Here is a 19,361-nt window from a genome sequence, read left to right as displayed (position 1 = left end):
CCCGAGGGATCTCACCATGCGATACCTCGGGGGCGGAATACGGACGCTCGATAGACTGAGCCGACCCGCAGTACAAGGGCGTATGTGCGGAAAGTGACAAACTGAGCGAGGAGCGCACGTGGGCCTTGTCGTGCAGAAGTACGGAGGCTCCTCCGTAGCCGATGCCGAGGGCATCAAGCGCGTCGCCAAGCGGATCGTGGAAGCCAAGAAGAACGGCCACCAGGTGGTCGCCGTGGTTTCCGCGATGGGCGACACGACGGACGAGCTGATCGATCTCGCCGAGCAGGTTTCCCCGATGCCTGCCGGGCGCGAGCTCGACATGCTGCTGACCGCCGGAGAGCGGATCTCCATGGCCCTGCTGGCGATGGCGATCAAGAACCTGGGCCACTCGGCCCAGAGCTTCACCGGCAGCCAGGCAGGTGTCATCACCGACTCGGTCCACAACAAAGCCCGGATCATCGACGTGTCGCCGGGCCGGATCCGTGACTCGCTCGACGAGGGCAACATCGCCATCGTCGCCGGGTTCCAGGGCGTGAGCCAGGACACCAAGGACATCACCACCCTCGGGCGCGGTGGTTCCGACACCACGGCGGTGGCCCTCGCGGCCGCCCTCGACGCCGAGGTGTGCGAGATCTACACCGACGTCGACGGCGTGTTCACCGCCGACCCGCGCGTGGTGAAGAAGGCCCGGAAGATCGACTGGATCGCGTTCGAGGACATGCTCGAACTGGCCGCGTCCGGATCCAAGGTGCTGCTCCACCGCTGTGTGGAGTACGCGCGCCGGTACAACATCCCGATCCACGTCCGCTCGTCCTTCAGCGGACTCCAGGGCACGTGGGTCAGCAGCGAGCCAGTCGTCCGCAAGACACAGCAGCAAGGGGACAAGCAGGTGGAGCAGGCCATCATCTCCGGTGTCGCGCACGACACCTCCGAGGCCAAGATCACGGTCGTCGGCGTGCCGGACAAGCCGGGCGAGGCGGCCGCGATCTTCCGCACGATCTCCGACGCCGAGATCAACATCGACATGATCGTGCAGAACGTGTCCGCGGCCTCCACCGGCCTGACGGACATCTCCTTCACGCTGCCGAAGGCCGAGGGCCGCAAGGCCATCGACGCCCTGGAGAAGAACAAGGGCGGCATCGGCTTCGATTCGCTGCGCTACGACGACCAGATCGGCAAGATCTCCCTGGTCGGCGCCGGCATGAAGACCAACCCCGGCGTCACGGCCGACTTCTTCAAGGCCCTCTCCGACGCGGGCGTCAACATCGAGCTGATCTCGACCTCCGAGATCCGCATCTCGGTGGTCACCCGCGCCGACGACGTCCCGGAGGCCGTGCGCGCGGTGCACAGCGCCTTCGGCCTCGACTCCGACAGCGACGAGGCCGTCGTCTACGGAGGCACCGGGCGATGACCCGTCGACCGACGCTCGCGGTCGTGGGGGCGACCGGGGCGGTCGGCACGGTCATGCTGCAGATCCTGTCCCAGCGCGCCGACGTCTGGGGCGAGATCCGCCTGATCGCCTCGCCGCGCTCGGCCGGCCGCAAGCTGGCCGTGCGCGGCGAACAGGTCGAGGTGGTGGCGCTCACCGAGGAGGCCTTCGACGGCGTCGACATCGCGATGTTCGACGTGCCGGACGAGGTCGCCGGGCGGTGGGCGCCCGTCGCCGCGGCCAGGGGCGTGGTCGTGGTCGACAACTCCGGCGCCTTCCGGACGGACCCGGAGGTCCCCCTGGTCGTCCCCGAGGTCAATCCGCACACGGTGCGCAGCCGCCCGCGCGGGATCGTCGCCGTCCCCGGCTGCACGACCCTGACGTCGATCGTCGCCCTGGGCGCGCTGCACGCCGAGTTCGGGCTGCGCGAGCTGGTGGTGTCCTCGTACCAGGCCGTCAGCGGAGCGGGCCGGGCCGGCGTGGAGACGCTGCGGCAGCAGTTGTCCCTGGTGGCCGGCACGGAGCTGGGGACGGGCCCCGGTGACGTACGGCGGGCCGTGGGCGACGGCACCGGGCCGTTCCCGGAACCGGTCGCGCTGAACGTGGTGCCGTGGGCCGGGTCGCTGCGCGAGGACGGCTGGTCGTCGGAGGAGATGAAGGTGCGGGACGAGTCCCGCAAGATCCTCGGCCTGCCGAAGCTGCCCGTCGCGGTGACCTGCGTCCGGGTGCCGGTGATCACCGGGCACTCCCTCACCGTGCACGCCCGCTTCCAGGACGAGGTCACCGTGGACCGGGCCCGCGAGATCCTGGCCACCGCCCCCGGCGTCGTGCTGTGCGACGACCCGGCCGCCGGGGAGTTCCCCACGCCCGCCGACGTCGTCGGCACCGACCCGACCTGGGTGGGCCGGGTGCGCCGGGCCCTGGACGACCCCACCGCGCTGGAGCTCTTCGTGTGCGGGGACAACCTGCGCAAGGGAGCCGCCCTCAACGCCGCGCAGATCGCCGAGCTGGTCGCGGCCGAGCGGGTGTGACGCCGGCGGCCCGCGCGGCGCTGGAGGGGAAGAGGGCTCCCGGCCGGAAAAAACCCTGGCCGGGACGGGCACGGTTCGTAAGATCTGTGAAGTGGATGTGAGCCGGTCGACCGGTCTTACCACTTGTATCGGACACCTTTGACATTCGAAGATGATCCGAAGATTTCCTCCCCGCACCCCGCAACCACGCGGAGTGCGGGGAGCGTCTTTGCGGTCGCCCTCCGGGGGCGCGCGGAGAGGTGATCCCGGCGCACAGGGGACGCCGTGATCGGGGCGTGGGGGCGCCCGTTCATATGGGACATAGGGGAAGAGCGGAACACATGAGGGCATGTGAGACGCCGTCAGTGGTGGTGCCGGCCGGCGCGGGACGGGCGTCCGGGGAGCCGGCGGGACGGGCGTCGCACGGGAGACCGTCCGGCGTCCGGCGGGCGCGCCTTTCGCCGTACGGCGGGAATGCGATGCCCGGCGCGTACAACCCCCACGGGGGGACGTGTGTCCAACTGGCGTGGCAGAGGTACTCGACTTCCCCGCGGCGGCCCGCGGCACGGCCCTGCGGCCGCCCCGCAGCGCCCCTCGTCCCCGCCGTCCGGCCGGGGCGCCCGGCGGCATGCCGGTGATCGCGCCCATGCCCGCAGCGCGGCCGACCCGCATACCCAGCCAGCGTGACGGCGCCGACACCGCCGAGTACGCACAGGAAGCGGTGGCGGCCGGCACCACTGTCGACCACCTCACCGAGACCTACCGGGCCCACTACCGCTCGCTGCTCGGTCTCGCCGCCCTGCTCCTCGACGACACCGCCTCCTGCGAGGACGTCGTCCAGGAGGCCTTCATCCGCGTCCACTCCGCGCGCAAGCGCGTCCGCGACCCCGAGAAGACCCTCGCCTACCTGCGCCAGACGGTCGTCAACCTCTCCCGCTCCGCCCTGCGCCGCCGCATCCTCGGACTGAAGCTGCTGTCCAAGCCGATGCCGGACATGGCCAGCGCGGAGGAGGGCGCCTACGACCAGCTGGAGCGCGACTCCCTCATCAAGGCGATGAAGGGCCTGCAGCGCCGCCAGCGCGAGGTCCTCGTCCTGCGGTACTTCGCCGACATGACCGAGGCCCAGGTCGCCGAGACCCTCGGCGTCTCGCTCGGCTCGGTCAAGGCGTACGGCTCCCGCGGCATCGCCGCCCTGCGCGTCGCCATGGAGGCGCGGCAGTGAGCGGGCGGGCGGAGGGCGGAGACCCACGTGAAGGGCGGGAGCGCGGGCGGCGCGGCCCCGACGCGGAGCGCGGGCCGACGGGCGCACAGCCGCACGAGCAAGAGCCGAAGCAATCGCACGCTGGGAACGGAACCGTGAACCACCACCTCGACGACCAGGGCCCCGAGGGGCTCGACTCGGACGAGCTGGCACTGCGCCGGATGCTGCACAGCGCGGTCCAGGAGATGGAGCCGCGCGACGGGACGCTGGAGCACCTGCGGCGGGCCGTCCCGGCCCGCCGGGCCCGCAAGCGGCAGGCGGCCGTCGGCATGGCGGCCGCGGCGCTCTTCGTCGGCACCGCCGTCCCCGCCCTCCTGCACGTGTCGGGCGCCGGCGGCCCCGACGCCGACCCGGCCATCGCCGGCCAGGCCTCGCAGACCCAGGGCGGCGGGGAGGGCAAGGTCCCCGACGGCGGCGTCGGCGGCAGGACCGGCGACTCGGCGGACCGGACCGGTGAGCGGGGCGAGGACGGCACCCAGGGCACCGGTCCGGACAAGGACCCCGGCGCCGCCACCGGCTCCGCCGGCAGCGGCGACCCCTCCGCCGGCACCCCGTCGGACGCCCCCGCCTGCACGGCGTCCCAGCTCGGCGAGGCCACCGCGGGGGTCGAGGTCCCCGACGCGGCCGGCATCGTCTACGGCACCTTCCGTGTCGTCAACGTCTCCGCGAGCGCCTGCACCGTCGGCGGGAGCGTCTCGGTGACGCCCACCGCGCAGGGCGCCGCGGACGCCTCGAAGATCAGCGTGGTGGAGCACACCTCCGGCGACGCGGCGGCGGCCCTGTCCGACCCCTCCCTGTACGTCTCCCGGCTGTCCCTCGCCCCGGGCTCGGCCTACGACGTGAAGTTCGCCTGGGTGCCCTCGGAGACCTGTCCCACCGACAGCGGCAGCGGCAGCGGCGGCGGCGACGGCGGCAGCTCGGCTTCCCCCGACCCGTCCCCCAGCGAGCAGTCCGGCGCCCCCGGCTCCACGTCCGCCGGGACCGACGGCGCCGCCACCCAGCTGCTCGTCGAGGACGGCACGGCCGACGGCAGCGTCGTGGTGACGTACACCGCGGAGGGCGGTTCCCCCAGCGCGTCGGCGACGGTGCCGGACGCGTGCGCGGGCACGATCTACCGGACGGGCGTGCTGGCCTCGTCGTGAGCCCCGGCGTCCGTCGCGGGGGAGGGGACCGTGCCCTCCGGGGCGATCCCCAGCTCCGCGTCCCGCACGAACTCCACCTCGCGGCGCAGCAGCCGGAACCACATGAACACCACGAACCCGGCGAAGACGAACCACTCGCCGGTGTAGCCGAGGTTCTGGAACGCCTTCAGGTCCAGCCCGGTGCCGGTCGGCGCGCTCGCGGGCACCGCCGTCATCCCCGGGTCGGCGGTGTCGAGCGTGACCCAGGCGTCGTAGAGGTCGTAGGAGACCAGGTTCACCAGGGAGGCCGAGCTGATCGCGGCGGTCTGGCCGGCGGGCAGGCCGCCCTGCGCGCGCACGCCGTTGTCACCGGGCGTCTCGGAGGCCTGGAGCGCGCCGGTGACGGTGACCTCGCCGGCGGGCGGGGCCGGGGCCTTCGCCGCGTCGGCCGTGCCGGGCAGCCAGCCGCGGACGACGGGCAGGGCCTTGCCGGCGTCCGTGCGCAGCAGGGTCAGCACGTAGAAGCCGTTCCTGCCGTCGACCTCGCGGTCCGGGACCAGCAGCTGTTCGCCGTACCGGCCGGTCGCGGTGACGTGCCTGCCGGAGGTGGACTTGTCGACGGGCAGCATCTCGGAGAGCGGGCGCGCCGCCTCGGTCCGCGCCGACGAGGCCTGCTCCTGCGCGCTGTGGTGGTCGTCGACCCGCGCCTCGAACCGGCTCAGCTGCCAGGACCCCATGAACACGCAGAACGGGATGGCCAGCAGGACGAAGACGTTGATCCCCCACCAGCGGGGCGTCAGCAGAAACCGGTACACGCCTCCACGGTACGGGGCGCGGACGGGGGAGCGGTCCGCGGGGGAGGGTTCGGTGGCTCGCGGCTCGCGGCTCGCGAGGCCGGGGGCGCGGGGCCGCGGGACGGCGGTGGGGGTCGGCCGGGGGCCGGTCGGGGGCGGGGGCCGGCCGGGGGAGGCGGGGGTGAGGGGACGGGGCGGGGTGCGTGCAGAGTTATCCACAGGCTGGGGACCTCGGTGCTGTGTCGTCACTGTGGGCGGGCAGTATGGGGCCATGACTGAGAGCAACGGGTCCGCCGCACCGCAGCGGTACGAGGAGATGCCGGACTGGGAGAAGCGCTTCCGGGCACCCCGGGTGTCGCTGCCGGACTGGGCGGAGGACGCCCCGGACCACTCCCTGTTCGTCTCCAACGCGACGGGGACGTACGAGCTGTACGCCTGGGACCGGGCGACCGGCACCCAGCGCCAGGTGACGAACCGGGCGAACGGCACGACGGACGGCGTGCTCTCCCCGGACGGCGCGTGGATCTGGTGGTTCGACGACAAGGACGGCGACGAGTTCGGCGTCTGGCGCCGCCAGCCGTTCCGGGGCGGTGAGGACGAGCCGGCGACACCCGGCCTGGGCCCGTCCTACCCGGCGGGTCTCGCGCTGGGCCGCGACGGCCGCACGGCGGTGGTCGGCCGCTCCACCGACGAGGAGGGCACGACCATCCACGTGACCCGGGCCGGCGAACCCCCGTTCGAGCTGTACCGCCACCGCGAGTCGGCGGGCGTGGGCGACCTCTCCCACGACGGCACCCTCATCGCGATCGAGCACACCGAGCACGGCGACGCGATGCACTCCGCGCTGCGCGTCCTGCGCCCCGACGGCACCACGGTCGCCGAGCTCGACGACACCAAGGGCGGCACCGAGGAACTGGGCCTGGAGGTGCTCGGCTTCGCCCCCGTCGAGGGCGACAGCCGGCTGCTCGTCGGCCACCAGCGCCGCGGCCGCTGGGAGCCGCTGGTGTGGGACGTGGCGACCGGCGAGGAGACGGACCTGGCGCTGGACCTGCCGGGCGACGTCAGCGCCGAGTGGTACCCGGACGGCTCGGGCCTGCTGGTCGCGCACGGCTTCGAGGCCCGCAGCGAGCTGTTCCGCTACGACCTGGCGACCCGCGAGCTGGTGAGGGTGGCGACCCCGCCGGGCACGGTGTCCGGGGCGACGGCCCGCCCCGACGGCAGCGTGGAGTACCTGTGGTCCTCCGCCGCCCGGCCGCCGGTGGTCCGCTCGACGACGGGCGAGGTGGTCCTGGACCCGCCCGGCATGAAGTCCCCCGGCTCGGTCCCGGTGGAGGACGTGTGGGTGGAGGGCCCCGGCGGCCGCATCCACGCCCTGGTGCAGCGGCCGCGGGGCGCGAGCGGCCCCCTGCCCACCGTGTTCGACATCCACGGCGGTCCCACCTGGCACGACAGCGACTCCTTCGCGGCGGCCCCGGCGGCCTGGGTGGACCACGGCTACGCGGTCGTCCGCGTCAACTACCGCGGTTCGACGGGCTACGGCCGCGCCTGGACGGACGCCCTGAAGCACCGGGTGGGCCTGATCGAGCTGGAGGACATCGCCGCGGTCCGCGCGTGGGCGGTCGAGTCGGGCCTGGCCGACCCCGAGCGGCTGGTCCTCACCGGCGGCTCCTGGGGCGGCTACCTCACCCTCCTCGGCCTCGGCGTCCAGCCCGACGCGTGGACCGTGGGCATCGCGGCGGTGCCCGTCGCCGACTACGTCACGGCCTACCACGACGAGATGGAGGCTCTGAAGGCCATGGACCGCACCCTCCTGGGCGGCACCCCGGAGGAGGTCCCGGAGCGCTTCGAGGCGTCCTCGCCCCTGACCTACGTCGACCGGGTCAAGGCTCCCGTCTACATCTCCGCGGGGGTGAACGACCCCCGTTGCCCCATCCGCCAGATCGACAACTACGTCAAGCGCCTGGAGTCCCGCGGCGCCGTCCACGAGGTGTACCGCTACGACGCGGGACACGGCTCCCTGGTGGTCGACGAGCGGATCAAGCAGGTGAGACTGGAGCTGGAGTTCGCGGAGCGGTACGTGGGCTAGCCGACGAGGGTGCCGTCGCGCGGCGCGCTCGGCCGCGGGCGGTCGTGCCTCCCCCCCCCGGTGCCTCCAGGACCCGAGCGAGGGCCTGGGCAAGGGCCCGGGGGACCCCGGGCGGCACGGGCGGTCGCGGCGGCACCCCGTCGGCGCCGGGCCGGCGCCGGGGCGGGCCGGGTCGTGCGCCCGCCCCGCCCCGGCCCGCCCCGCACCACCGGGCCCCCGCACGACCGGACCCCTACGTCCCCGGGGCCCTGCGCCTGCGTCCCAGCAGCTCCGCCAGCCCCTTGCGGGTGGCCGCCAGCACCACCCGGTCCGAGTCCCGCAGGACGTACGTGTCGGGGAGGTCCCACACCAGTCCGGACCCGCCCTGCCCCTCCCGGCCCGTGTCCAGCGCCAGCACCCGCCAGTACCCCGCCCGGAACGCCTCCCCGACCGTCTTCCCGGCCAGCTGCGCGTGCCCCCCGACCTCCAGCGCGGCGAACAGCAGCACCCGCCGCTCCACCGGGATCGCCCCCAGGATCTGCCGGCCCATCATCGCCCCGGCGAAGGACGGCGCCGACAGGTGCGACACGCTCCGGCTCCGGGTGAGCGCGTGCGGGTGGGCGGCCCGCAGCGTGCGGTACACGGCGGTCGCGAAGTCGTCGTCGTACAGCCGCAGCACCACCCGGAGGTCGGGCCGCAGGGACCGCGCGTACAGCGCGGCCTCCAGATTCGTCGTGTCGGAGCTGGTCACCGCGAGCAGGGCGTGCGCCCGGCGGATCCTGGCGGCCTCGAGGACCCCCTCCTGGGTGACGTCCCCGAGCACCACCGGCACCCGCAGCCGCCGTGCCACCGCGACCCCCCGCGCCTCGGGCGCGGCCTCGACGCACACCACGGGGATGTCCAGCTCGCGCAGGCGCGTCAGCACCCGCGTCCCGATCTTCCCGAGCCCGAGCAGCACGACGTGCCCGCCCAGCCCGCGCGGCGGCCTGCGCAGGGTGCCCGCCCCGCGGAACGTCCCCAGCGCCTCGAGCACCGCCGCCAGCAGCACCGGCAGGAGCAGCAGCCCGACCAGGCCGGACAGGAGCTGCAGCACCTGCCGCTGGGTCGACGCCCCCACCGCCGGATCGTTGATCGCGAACAGGTCCAGCAGCGTCTGGTACACCGCGCCCAGCGGGTGGACGCCGGTCACCAGCCACAACGCCACCGCCAGGGCGATCACACACCCCACCAGGCCGGCCAGCGACCACCGCAGCCGCCGCGAGAACAGCGAGGCGAAGGGCGCCACGACCCCGACGCCCCGCCCCGACGGCAGCGCGGTCCCGGCCGCGTACGCCACCTGCTCCAGGACGACGCTGCCCCGCCCGGTCGCGGCGGCCACCGTCGCCGCGTCCGGCAGCAGCCGCGGTCCCTGCTCCCCGCTGGTGTCGGAACCGTCCGCGAAGGAGGGGTCGTTGCTCGTGGAGGACAGCAGGGCGAGGGTGGCCAGGCCGGGGTCGGCGGCCCGCCCGGACCCGGGCGGCGGACGCTCGACGGCCCGCAGCAGCAGCCCGTCCGTCTGGACGACCTTGGTGGTCCCGGCGACGGCGGTCGCGGCCAGCGCGGGCGCGGCGGTGTCGGCGTCGGACAGCACCGTCGTCGACGCGTCGCCCGGGGCCGCGTCCCCCGCCGCGCCGCCCACCGCCAGCGCGGCCGCCTGGTCGAGGAGTTCTTCGATGTGCTGCCCCAGCCTGCGGTTGTACAGGCGCAGGACGAGCCGCAGCCGGGGGTTGATCCGGCGGGCGGTGAGGGCGGCGCGGATGTTCGTCTCGTCGTCGTCGTACACGAGCGCCAGCGCGGCGGCCCGTTCCACCCCGGCCTCGGTGAGCACCGCCTCGGTGGGCTCGGCGGCCTCCGACGGCGGTACGGCCGGCGCGTGGTCGCCGTTCCCGGCGGCGGCCCCCGCCGGGCCGTTGCCGCCGCTGCCGGAGGCCCGGTTGACGGCCGCGCTCACCACCCGGTCCAGCAGCGCCGCCGACACCGCGCGGGCCCGCCCGACGACCGGCGGCCGTACCGTGCGCTCGGCGGGCGGCACGACGAGCGTGACCTGCTCCCCGTACACGTGCCGCAGCTCGGCCGCCAGCCGGTGCGCGAGCCCGTCGTCACCGCACACCACCATGTGCCCGGCGGTGTCACCCGCCGGCGCACTCTGATTCGGAACGCTCCCCACGAGGGGAAGGACTGCCCCACCGGGACGGGTGGTTCCACAAGTGCCGTGGGCGGGCCGGACCGTGCGGCCGGACGGCGCGGAGGCAGGACACGGGCGTCCCGGACGGGCCCGGGCGCCGAGGCCGGTGCCGGAGCGTCAGCCGTGGGCGCGTGCCCGGTACCACCGCTCGCCGACGACCATGTCGCGGACGCCCCGGGACTCGCAGTAGCGCACGAGGTCGGACATCCGGTTGATGAAGCCGTGCCCGTTGAAGTTGAGCGACGTGTTGCACAGCACGCCCACCCCGCGCTCGGCGGCGAACGCCGACAGCAGGGTGTGCAGCCGGGCGTTGGTGGAGGGGCTGACGGTCTGGACGCGGGCGGAACCGTCCACGTGGGTGACCGCCGCGATCCCCGCGGAGGGGAGCACCCGGCGGAAGTACAGCATGTACGGGTCCTCGAAGTCCTTGTCGAAGACCCGTGCGGTGTCCTCCAGGCGGCAGACCGGCGCGATGGGCCGGTAGCCCTCCCGCTGCTTGATGGTGTTGAGCAGGTCCCGGGTCTCCTCGCGGAACGGCTCGGCCAGCAGCGAGCGGTTGCCGAGGGCGCGCGGGCCGATCTCCCAGCGCCCCTGCACCCAGGCCACCACCCGGCCCTGCGCGAGGGCGCCGGCCAGGGCGGTGTCGTCCACCGGGGCGCTCTGCCAGCGGGCGGGGTCCGGCTCGGTGTCGTGCACGAACTCCAGCCCGCTGTAGACGTCCCAGTCGATGTGGGGGTCGCCGGTCAGCCGGTGCAGCGCGTCGACGGCGGTGCCGATGGCGGAACCGGAGTCGTTGGTGCAGGGCGGGACGAACACCGAGGAGAAGTGGTCGAACTCGGCCCAGGCGGCGTTCCAGTCGCAGTTCAGCCCGCACCCTCCCGAGATGCGCAGCGGCGTGCCCTGCGGCAGGTGTTCCCGGGCCGTCGCCGCGAACAGGTCGAAGATGCGCCGGCTGAGCAGGGCCGCGGCCGTCTTGGTCACCTGGGACTCGACGCCCGCGTTGTACAGGACGCTGTCCCGGAAGTCCTTCTTCGGCGCCGGGTAGACGGTGTCGGCGCTCAGCAGCCGGTCCACCGCGGCGACGACATCGGCGTCCGCGTCGTCGGCGTCGCCGAACGCGGCGAGCGCCATCAGCTTGCCGGCGTCGTTCAGCCGGGGCAGCGCGCCCTCGTCGGGGAAGGTCGGGTCGGCCAGGCCGAACAGGAAGGAGAAGCGCCCGCCCGGTTCGGAGAGCACGGGTATCGTCCGCACGATCCGGAACGCGTCGTCGACGAGGTAGAAGGCGCCGGTGTCGCCCTCCCAGACGAGGACCGTCTGCAGGGGGTGCTCGCCCCGCGGCGCCATCCCGAGCGCCATCATCACGTGGGAGCGCTCGTGGGAGGAGCTGAAGAAGCGCACCTCCTTGCCGAAGAAGCGGGCGGGGCGCTCGAGGAAGGTGTCGAGTCCGTCGTAGCCGGCTCCGATGGAGCGGTGGCGCATGGTCCCCTGCTCCCGCCAGCCGCCGAGGGCCACGACGTCCGGCAGGGCGTCGACGTGTTCGGCGATCTCCAGGACGGTGTTCACGTTCACGGTGGTGTAGCGCCCGAAGGAGTCCTTCTCCGACTCCAGCGAGTACAGCAGTCGCCGATCACGCAGTACGGCGATGGTGCCGTCATGGCCCGGCTTGAGCGCGAATACCAGCACTTGGCTGTGTCCTCTCCGTCATGCGAATGGAAACGGGAACGGGGCTCGCCGGCGCGGCGGAAGAGGCCGCGCCGACGAGCCCCGCCGGTGTCTCGCACCTGGTGTGCGTTCTGTACTGGGCCGTCGGTGCCGTGCGGTTCAGGAGGCGTGCGCCCCGCCGGGTCGACGGGGGTTACACGCCGTCGACCCGGGCCACCTTGCGGCCTGCCTTGAGGTAGACGTTGTCCGGGGTCGGGGTCAGGCCCGCGGCGGCGAGCGCGTCCTTGACGGCGTCGTGCAGGGGACGCATGACGTCGCCCTCGGCCAGGTTCGCCATCTGCTGCCCCGCGTCGGTCTCCAGCACCACGCGCAGGGCGTTCTGCTTGGCGAGCCGGCGGGCGGCGGAGGTGCTCGGCGTGAAGCCCAGGACCTGGGTCAGCACGGCGCCGACGGACTCGGTGCCCTGCGCCTCGTCCACCACCGGCAGGGAGTCCACCTCGGCGAACGTCCTCTTGGAGAACTGGGAGGTGAAGTGGTGGCGGGCGGCGGCCGCGGCCTCGGTGCCGTGCAGGGCCGCGACGGCCTCGCCGGCCACGACCTTCTTCAGGTCCATCGGGTGCAGCGACTTGTCCTCGATCCGCGCGACCGCGGCGTCCACCTCGTCGTCGGTCCACTCGGTCCACGCCTTGAGGTACTGCACGGTCAGCCGGTCCGGGATCGACATGATCTTGCCGTAGATGTCGTCCGGGGTCGCCGTCAGGGCGATGTAGTTGCCCTTGCTCTTGCTCATCTTGGCGCCGGTGCCGTCGGTGCCCTCGATCAGCGGCATGCTGACGACGAGCTGCGGCTTCTGCCCCGAGATCTCCATGACCTTCCGGCCCATCTGCATGTTCAGCAGCTGGTCCACGCCGCCCAGCTCGACGTCGGCGTCGATCTTCACGGAGTCCAGCGCCATCACCACGGCGTAGATGAACTCCGACATCGCCAGTCCGTGTCCGGCGGCCAGGCGGGTGCGGAAGTCCTCCCGCTGGAGGGACATCGACACCGGGATCTGGGACAGCACGCCGATCAGCTCCGGCAGCCGGACCTCCGACAGCCACTCGCTGTTGTGACGGAACTCGGCCTTCTCGAAGTCGAAGTACGGCTTGACCTGGTCCCGGTAGGTGGACAGGTTCCGGGCGATGTCCTCGTCCGTCAGCGGCGGCCGCTCGTCGGAGCGCCCCGAGGGGTCGCCGATCTTCGCGGTGATGTCGCCGATGATCAGAACCACCTGGTGCCCCATCCGCTGGAAGCGGCTGAGGATGATCATCGGAACCGTGTGGCCGAGGTGGATGTCGGCGGCGGTGGGGTCGATTCCGAGCTTCACCCGCAGCGGCCGGCCCTCGGCCCGGGCGTCGGCGATGGCCGAGGCCAGCGCGTCGGCCGACGGCAGGACGCCGACCGTACGGCTGGCGATCAGCCGGGCCTGCTCCTCGGGGGAGAGGTCGGACATGTCGAGCTGACGCCTGGCGCTCGTCTCGGCCAGCAGGTCCTCCACGACCTTGTCGGAGGAGAGGTCCTGGGCGAGGAGCTCAAGGGTGCGCGCTACGGACTCGCTGAGGCGTGTCATGGGGTTCCTGTATTGATCGAGGCTCTTCTCATAGAACGAACGGAGTCTACCCGAGCCGCTGTGTCGTCCGCCGTGCTATTCATTCCCCACTCGGCCACATTTCCTTGACGGTCACCAGGTATTCCGCGAAATTCTTCTTCTCGGCCCGCCACCGGGAGTTGTTCTCCAGGCAGTCCTGGTTGATGCGCACCAATTCCTCGTGCGAACAGTACGTCATCTGGTGCATGAGCTGGAAGACCGGCGAATGCGCGGGGTCGCGGCTTTCGTCGTTCTCCACCAGGGAGCGGATCTCCGCGGCCGGGGTCTCCACGCTGATGCCCGATCCGGGAATGCTCTTCGAGAATTTCGGATGACCGTTGAAACCGGTGTTGAGGCGGGCGTACAGCGCCGACAGCGCGAAGTCGCCGCGCAGCGGCGCGTCCCCGTCGAAACGCCGGGCCACCTCCTGCGCGAACCGTACGTATTTGTGTTCGTCGACGCCGAGCAGCACCAGGACGGCCTCGTGGGTCTGGCCCAGGGTGACGAAGTCGGACGCCATCAGGGCGAGCGAGAGGCGGCGGCGGAAGGTCATCGTCTCGTCGACGATGCCCCGGGACGCGTAGTAGGCGTGATTGTCCTCCTCCGCGCCCTGGAAATCGGACTCCTGGGTGTACCGGCCGAGCAGGTACATGTTGGTCAGCGCCTCGGCATGGTCCCGCTGGTTCCGCAACACACCCCGCACGGCGTCGAAGCCGAGGCGTTCGGAGAATACGCAGAAGCGCTCGGCGAGGTCCTCCGTGAAACCGTACGAACGGCCGCGTCCGTTGTAGGCGTCCAGGTCGCCCAGCACGATCTGGCAGTTCTCGCCGCCGGCCTGGAGCCGGACCATCTTCATGATGTGGGAGGCGGTCGCCATGTGCGGGGCGCCCGACATCCCGAAACCGGTCGTGACGATCCGGCGGTCGACGGGTGTCGCGACATAGCGGTCGGCCGCGTGATGGCAGAGGTACCGCAGATTCAGTTCCTCCTGCCCGAGCCCGGCCAGTGAGAAGTCGAATCGGCGGAGGTCGAAGGGGCTGTAGTCGAACTCCTTGATGATCCTGCGGTAGTAGTCCTCGGAGAACAGGACGGGCTGGGCCGGTCCGGTCTCCCCGGTCCGGGGGTCCGTCGTCAGCTCGGTCACGCGGCTCATACCTCCTCGGCAGTGAGTACGGCCTTGATCGGCCTGGGGTCCCGGGCGCCCGCCGTCGCGGCGACGGCCTCGGGCAGGGAGCGGAGCGGGAATCTGTGGTGCACCAGCGGTTTCGTCCAGCCGGGGTGCCGGGCCAGGAACGCGAGGGCCTCAGGCAGGTCGCCCTCGCCGTGCCGGCGGCAGTAGCTGAACGAGCCCACCAGCGTGACCGAGCGGCGGAACAGGTCACGCAGGTCGTGGCCGAGGCGCACCCCGGGGGCGTAGGCGTTCTGCACCACGACGGCACCGCCGTCGCGCACCAGGCGCAGGGCGGTGCGCAGCGGTGCGTCGTCGTGTCCGCTGGCCGCGTCCACGACGGCGTCGAAGCCGCCCTCCGGGGCCCGGTCGGCCGTCACGAGGGCCGCGTCGAGCCGGCCGGTGACGTCGGCGACCCGTTCCGGGTCACGCGCCACCACGGTGACCGACCAGCCGTGCGCGGCCGCCCAGGCCGCGGTGCCCAGGGCCAGCGGGCCCGAGCCGACGACGGCCAGGGCCGCGGGCGGACGGCCGCGCAGACCGCAGCGCACGCCGTGCACGGCGACGGCGAGGCCGTCCGCCAGCACACCGGCCGCCGGGTCGACGCCGGCCGGGAGCGGGAGCACGTTCGCCCGAGGGGCGACGACCTGCTCGGCGAAGCCGCCGGGCACGTCCCAGCCGAGGCGGCGCAGCGCGGGGCAGAGGTGGATGTCGCCCGCCGCGCACACCGCGCAGCGCCCGCACGGCAGCAGCGGGTCGACCACCACCCAGTCCCCGGCGCCGGACCCCGTCCGCCGCCCGACGATCTCGTGCCCCGGCCGCCAGGCCCAGGGCGGCGCCGCCACCGGCGACCGCCCGAGCTTGGCCAGGTCGCTTCCGCACAGCCCCGAGAACCCGACGTCGACCACGACCTCGCCGTCCTTCGGCACCGGCCGCGGCACGCGGACCCGGCGGAGCGCGCCGCCGTCCGCCTCCCAGGCCGTCATGGTGCCGCCGGCGGGGGCGCCTGCGGCACCGACGGCGCCCGGGGAGGCCGCCGGGGGGCCGCCGTCCGCGCCCGTCCGCACCGGGCGGGCGCCCTTCGGGACCCCCAGGAAGCCCGGCAGGTCCTCGACCGAGCCGAGGAACGGGCCGGCCCACGGGACGGCGCCGAAGGACAGGGTCGCGGGACCGCCGCGGCGGGCGACGCGCACCGCGGTCAGGCCGGCCTCGGCCGCTCCGCGCAGTTCGTCGCCGCCGCCGTCACCGCAGTACACGGCGGACCGGGCCGGGACCCCCAGGCGCTCCAGCACCTCGCGGTACAGCCCGGGCTCGGGTTTCAGGGCGCCGGCCCGGCAGCTGAAGACGGCCACGTCGACCAGGGGCGCGAGCGGGCCGGCGGGCCACGCCTCGGCGATGTCGGCGGACGCGTCGCTGAGCAGGCCGACGCGGACGCCCAGCGCGCGGAACTCCTCCAGGACCGCCCGCACCCCGGGCGCCGGCACCAGCCGGGCCGCGGCGAGCCGCAGGAGGGCCGAGCGCACCGGGGAGGGCGCCGGGGGCGGCGCGCCGCAGGCCTGCCACAGGTGGTCGGCCAGGGCCCGGAGGGTGGGCAGCCGGCCGTCGTGGCGTTCGGACCAGCTGTCCAGGAGGATCCGCTCGACGGTGTCCGTCCCGGCACCGGTCAGCCGCGCCAGCGTCCGGGACGCCGTCCGGCGGTCCTCGGGGGCCGGCGCGTCGACCAGGGTGCCGAACAGGTCGAACACCACGGCCCGCGGGAGGGGGCCGGTCCCGGCGCGGGTCATGACGCCCCCTCGCCGGCCGCGGGGGCCAGACGGACGCAGGGACGGCCGGTGAGCACGCTGCGGACGCTGGGCAGCCTGCTGCGCCAGCCCCGTCCGGCCCGGGCGGTCAGCAGCAGCTCCGCCAGCAGCGGGCGCCACGCCGCGGGCCGGCGCCCGCGCTGCAGGGCGGCCTCCACGGTGTGGGCGTGCGCCTCGGCCCGGTAGTGCAGGGCGAGCCGGCGCAGCGCGTGCGCGGAAGCCCAGTCGGGCGGGGCCGCGGCCAGCTCGGTGAGCCGTGCCGACAGCGCGCGGCAGACGCCGGCCATGTAGTCCTGGTGGGAGCCGGGCGTGGCGCGGTCGGTCATGTTGGACGCGTGCACCCGGTAGTGGGTGAGCGGCTCGGGCAGCCGGGCGCCCAGGCCGAGGTCGTCGAGCACGTGGAAGAACTTCTCGTTCGTCACCGGCAGCAGGCTCAGCGCGCTGGCCCGGTGCACCAGGAGGGTGCTCGTGTTCCCCCCGGGGTGCGGCTCGGGCACCAGTGCCTCGCCCGCGCCGTCGACGACGTACTCCCAGTGCTGGAGGAAGCGGACGCCGGGCCGCAGGCCCGCGGCGGCGACGCGCAGCTTGTCCGGGGCGAACCAGTCGTCGGCGTCCAGGAAGGCGACCCAGTCCCCGGTGCACCGCCGGACGGCCTCGCTGAGGGTCGCCCCGAACCCTCCGTGGGGCAGGGCGACCACCCGGACGCGGTCGCCGTAGCGGGCGCAGACGTCGAGGGAGCCGTCGGTGGAGCCGTCGTCCAGGACCACGATCTCCTGCAGGTGGTAGGCGCCGGGTTCCTGGGCGAGGCAGCTCTCCACGGCCCGCCCGAGGTAGTGGGCGTAGTTGTGGTTGAGCACGCACAGCGAGATGCGGGGCGGCGCGGTGGCGGCTACGTCCATCGGCGGGCGTACACCTCCTCGTGACCGGCCAGCACGGCCTCGTGCTCCAGGGCGCGGTGCTCGGCGAACTCCCGCGCCCGCCGGGGGCGCCGGCCCGCCCGCAGGCGCGCCGCGGCCTCGTCGAGCGCGGCGAGGAAGCGTGCGCCGTAGGCGTACTCGTCGCCGTCGGACCAGTCGAACCAGATCGGCTCGTCGAGGACGCCGGCGTGCCGGCGGTACTGTTCGCGCAGGTGGCCGACCGCGGAGGCGACCGGCGTCAGCCCGAGGTCGAAGGCGAGCTCCAGCTGCCCGGAGTGCGAGCCCCACAGGTACGGCAGGATCAGCGCGTCGCAGCCGAGGGCCGCCTCGACCACGTCGTCGTCCGACGGGAAGGGCAGGACGTCGACGCGCAGCCGCGGGTCGGCCGCGGCGGTGCGCCCGAGGAGGTCCCAGCGCTCCCGCTCCTGCCGCAGGTTCACCGGTCCGGGCGCGCGCAGCAGCACCGACAGCGAGGTGTCGCGCTGGGCGCGGCCGAACCGCCAGTTGTAGAGGACGGTCGCGATGTCCCGGTTCTCGCGCAGGGACCCGAACAGGAAGTAGCGGGGCACGCCCGGGTCGCCCGGACGCGGCGCCGGGACGGCGTCCGGCGGGACCACGTAGCCGTGCGGGAGGACGGACGTGCGGACGCGGGTGCCGAAGCGCCGGCGCAGCTCGTCGCGGGAGGTCTCGGTCAGGCAGACGAACGGCACCCGGGCGTCGACGAGCGTGCGCAGCTTGCGGTGGTAGCCACCCGGGTCGCCGAAGACGGGACCGACGTCGTGCGCGGTGAAGACCACGCGCCGGCCCGCCCGGGAGCACTCCGCAAGGACCGACCGCAGCGTGGCCGGGTCGTCGAATTCCACGTGGTGCAGGTGCAGCACGTCGAACCAGTCGAAGGGCCGGTGCGCGAGCAGCCAGGTCAGGCTCATGTCCCGGGGCACGGCCTCGCCGCCGCGCGGCGCCGTGCCGTTGACGAGCGCGATCCGGTCGTTGGTGAGCTTGCGGGCGTACGGCGTGCGGGCGGGCGCGTGCACCACCCTGAGGGCGGCGCTCACCGGCCGTCCCCGCCGGCCAGGGACAGCAGGTCGGCCGCGACGTCCTTGGCGGACGGGTGGCCGGCGAGCGGGCCGGACAGCCGGCGCAGCCGCTCGTGCAGGGCGGTGTCGGCGAGGACCTCCCGGACCGCGCGGGCCAGCGCCTCGGGACGGGGCGGCCAGTCCAGGGCGATGCCGCAGCCCTGGCGGCGCACCGCCTGGGCCACGTAGTGCTGGTCCCGCGCGTGGGAGACGGTGACCAGCGGCTTGCCGAACCACAGCGCCTTGCTGACGATGCCGTACCCGGACGTCGTGATCACGGCGTCCACCGCCGGCACCAGCCGCGTGTGCGGGTGGTAGCCCAGCACGGTGGCGTTGGCGGGCAGCGGCATCCCGAGCCGGTGGTCGGCCGAGACGGTCGCCACGATCTCGACGTCCGTGTCCGCGAGGCCCTCGAGCGCCGCGCTGACGAGGGCGATGTCGTCCTGCCAGGCGCTGCTGTTGGCCACCAGCACCCGGCGGCGGTCCGCCGGCACGGCGAGGGAGCCGGTGCCGCCGTCCGCGTCCCGCGGGGCCTCGTCCCACGGGGGGAGCGAGGTGCGGGTGACGAAGCCGGGCAGGGCGCGGTCGCCGCGCCGCAGACCCGGGTGGCCGAGGAGGAAGGTCAGGCGGGGCGACATGCGGAACCAGGGGGCCTCGGCGCGGTCGCGCGGTTCGGGGCCCAGTCCGACCGCGGCGCGCACGCCGTCCCACCAGGCGCAGTAGGCGTCCAGCGCGGGCGTCCCGGGCCGCTCCCACCAGACGCGGTGCATGTCGTCCGTCTCGGCGCCCTCGTCGAACAGGTAGTGGACGTACGACGCCCAGGGCACGCCGAGTCCCTCGGCGGCGAGGCCCGCGCCGATCACGAACGAGTCGGTCAGCACGACGTCGGGCCGGAAGTCCCGGACGGCGCGCTCGGCCTGCGCGTACTCCGCCGCGACCCGGTCGTGGAACCAGTCCGCGCCGTTGTCGGGGCCCAGGCCGTGCCGGTCCCGGCCGTCGGGGCGCGACCAGTCGTAGCTGATCCCGGACTCCGCCTCGTACGGCATGAAGCCGGTGCCCAGGTCCGCGGCGAGGTCCGCCAGGCGGGGCAGGCCGAGCAGCATGGTCTCGGCGCCGAGTGCGCCGAGCGCCCGTACCGCGGGGACGACCGGGTAGAGGCTGCCGCGCTGGGCGTAGGGGATCCAGAGCACGCGGGGCCGGCGCAC

General features: G+C 74.0%; 14 protein-coding genes. 5 read left to right on the top strand and 9 right to left on the bottom strand.

All coding sequences use genetic code 11. The features are described 5' to 3' along the window. Positions 1-118: 118 nt before the first annotated feature. The 4 genes from ACH4F6_RS21760 to ACH4F6_RS21745 all read left to right on the top strand — a co-directional run bounded on the left by ACH4F6_RS21760 (position 119) and on the right by ACH4F6_RS21745 (position 4,842). A complete protein-coding gene (locus tag ACH4F6_RS21760; RefSeq protein WP_397961922.1) occupies positions 119-1,411 on the top strand; it encodes an aspartate kinase in 1,293 nt (430 codons plus the stop codon). Then, positions 1,408-2,460, top strand: a complete 1,053-nt coding sequence (locus ACH4F6_RS21755) for an aspartate-semialdehyde dehydrogenase (protein ID WP_397961921.1) — start codon at positions 1,408-1,410, stop codon at positions 2,458-2,460. Before ACH4F6_RS21760 ends, ACH4F6_RS21755 begins: the two co-directional genes overlap by 4 nt. A gap of 505 nt (positions 2,461-2,965) precedes the next feature. After that, positions 2,966-3,661: a SigE family RNA polymerase sigma factor gene (locus ACH4F6_RS21750; protein ID WP_397961920.1), complete on the top strand. Its 696-nt coding sequence runs from the start codon at positions 2,966-2,968 to the stop codon at positions 3,659-3,661. A 134-nt stretch (positions 3,662-3,795) separates the two neighbouring features. Further along, positions 3,796-4,842 (top strand): hypothetical protein, encoded by a 1,047-nt coding sequence (locus ACH4F6_RS21745; RefSeq protein ID WP_397961919.1) that lies wholly within the window; start codon positions 3,796-3,798, stop codon positions 4,840-4,842. Here ACH4F6_RS21745 and ACH4F6_RS21740 read toward each other — a convergent pair. Beyond that, positions 4,812-5,636, bottom strand: a complete 825-nt coding sequence (locus ACH4F6_RS21740) for an SURF1 family protein (protein ID WP_397961918.1) — start codon at positions 5,634-5,636, stop codon at positions 4,812-4,814. The two genes, ACH4F6_RS21745 and ACH4F6_RS21740, sit on opposite strands and share 31 nt — an antisense overlap. Before the next feature lie 250 nt (positions 5,637-5,886). Here ACH4F6_RS21740 and ACH4F6_RS21735 point away from each other — a divergent pair, with 250 nt between their 5' ends. Continuing rightward, entirely contained in the window at positions 5,887-7,701 is a 1,815-nt protein-coding gene (locus ACH4F6_RS21735) for a prolyl oligopeptidase family serine peptidase (protein ID WP_397961917.1), read from the top strand. Positions 7,702-7,933: 232 nt separating this feature from the next. Here the strand turns inward: ACH4F6_RS21735 and ACH4F6_RS21730 are convergent, their stop codons facing one another. The 8 genes from ACH4F6_RS21730 to ACH4F6_RS21695 all read right to left on the bottom strand — a co-directional run bounded on the left by ACH4F6_RS21730 (position 7,934) and on the right by ACH4F6_RS21695 (position 19,361). Continuing rightward, positions 7,934-9,835 (bottom strand): NAD-binding protein, encoded by a 1,902-nt coding sequence (locus ACH4F6_RS21730; RefSeq protein ID WP_397961916.1) that lies wholly within the window; start codon positions 9,833-9,835, stop codon positions 7,934-7,936. A gap of 186 nt (positions 9,836-10,021) precedes the next feature. Further along, complete coding sequence (locus ACH4F6_RS21725) at positions 10,022-11,587, bottom strand: carbamoyltransferase C-terminal domain-containing protein (protein ID WP_397961915.1); 1,566 nt, start codon at positions 11,585-11,587, stop codon at positions 10,022-10,024. A 172-nt stretch (positions 11,588-11,759) separates the two neighbouring features. Then, a complete protein-coding gene (gene tyrS / locus ACH4F6_RS21720) occupies positions 11,760-13,175 on the bottom strand; it encodes a tyrosine--tRNA ligase (protein WP_397961914.1) in 1,416 nt (471 codons plus the stop codon). Positions 13,176-13,254: 79 nt separating this feature from the next. Beyond that, positions 13,255-14,346, bottom strand: coding sequence for a hypothetical protein (locus ACH4F6_RS21715; RefSeq protein WP_397961913.1), 1,092 nt, complete (start codon positions 14,344-14,346; stop codon positions 13,255-13,257). Continuing rightward, complete coding sequence (locus tag ACH4F6_RS21710) at positions 14,343-16,145, bottom strand: alcohol dehydrogenase catalytic domain-containing protein (RefSeq protein WP_397961912.1); 1,803 nt, start codon at positions 16,143-16,145, stop codon at positions 14,343-14,345. The genes ACH4F6_RS21715 and ACH4F6_RS21710 overlap by 4 nt, the downstream gene beginning before the upstream one ends. Next, a complete protein-coding gene (locus ACH4F6_RS21705) occupies positions 16,142-17,062 on the bottom strand; it encodes a glycosyltransferase family 2 protein (RefSeq protein WP_397961911.1) in 921 nt (306 codons plus the stop codon). The genes ACH4F6_RS21710 and ACH4F6_RS21705 overlap by 4 nt, the downstream gene beginning before the upstream one ends. Then, positions 17,053-18,135, bottom strand: a complete 1,083-nt coding sequence (locus tag ACH4F6_RS21700; RefSeq protein ID WP_397961910.1) for a hypothetical protein — start codon at positions 18,133-18,135, stop codon at positions 17,053-17,055. The genes ACH4F6_RS21705 and ACH4F6_RS21700 overlap by 10 nt, the downstream gene beginning before the upstream one ends. Beyond that, positions 18,132-19,361 carry a glycosyltransferase gene (locus ACH4F6_RS21695; protein WP_397961909.1) on the bottom strand — a complete coding sequence of 410 codons (1,230 nt, stop codon included), beginning with the start codon at positions 19,359-19,361 and terminating at the stop codon, positions 18,132-18,134. Before ACH4F6_RS21695 ends, ACH4F6_RS21700 begins: the two co-directional genes overlap by 4 nt.

The organism is Streptomyces sp. NPDC017936 (assembly GCF_044328485.1).
Classification (GTDB): Bacteria; Actinomycetota; Actinomycetes; order Streptomycetales; family Streptomycetaceae; genus Streptomyces.
Note: the sequence above shows the minus strand (reverse complement) of the source record. Positions and strands in the feature narration are given on the sequence as shown.

What these genes read in the sequence shown, in the direction of transcription:
- ACH4F6_RS21715 (WP_397961913.1), bottom strand. Translation starts at nt 14,346, where the DNA reads ATGAGCCGCGTGACCGAGCTGACGACGGACCCCCGGACCGGGGAGACC.
- ACH4F6_RS21710 (WP_397961912.1), bottom strand. Translation starts at nt 16,145, where the DNA reads ATGACCCGCGCCGGGACCGGCCCCCTCCCGCGGGCCGTGGTGTTCGAC.
- ACH4F6_RS21705 (WP_397961911.1), bottom strand. Translation starts at nt 17,062, where the DNA reads ATGGACGTAGCCGCCACCGCGCCGCCCCGCATCTCGCTGTGCGTGCTC.
- tyrS (WP_397961914.1), bottom strand. Translation starts at nt 13,175, where the DNA reads ATGACACGCCTCAGCGAGTCCGTAGCGCGCACCCTTGAGCTCCTCGCC.
- ACH4F6_RS21755 (WP_397961921.1), top strand. Translation starts at nt 1,408, where the DNA reads ATGACCCGTCGACCGACGCTCGCGGTCGTGGGGGCGACCGGGGCGGTC.
- ACH4F6_RS21730 (WP_397961916.1), bottom strand. Translation starts at nt 9,835, where the DNA reads ATGGTGGTGTGCGGTGACGACGGGCTCGCGCACCGGCTGGCGGCCGAG.
- ACH4F6_RS21735 (WP_397961917.1), top strand. Translation starts at nt 5,887, where the DNA reads ATGACTGAGAGCAACGGGTCCGCCGCACCGCAGCGGTACGAGGAGATG.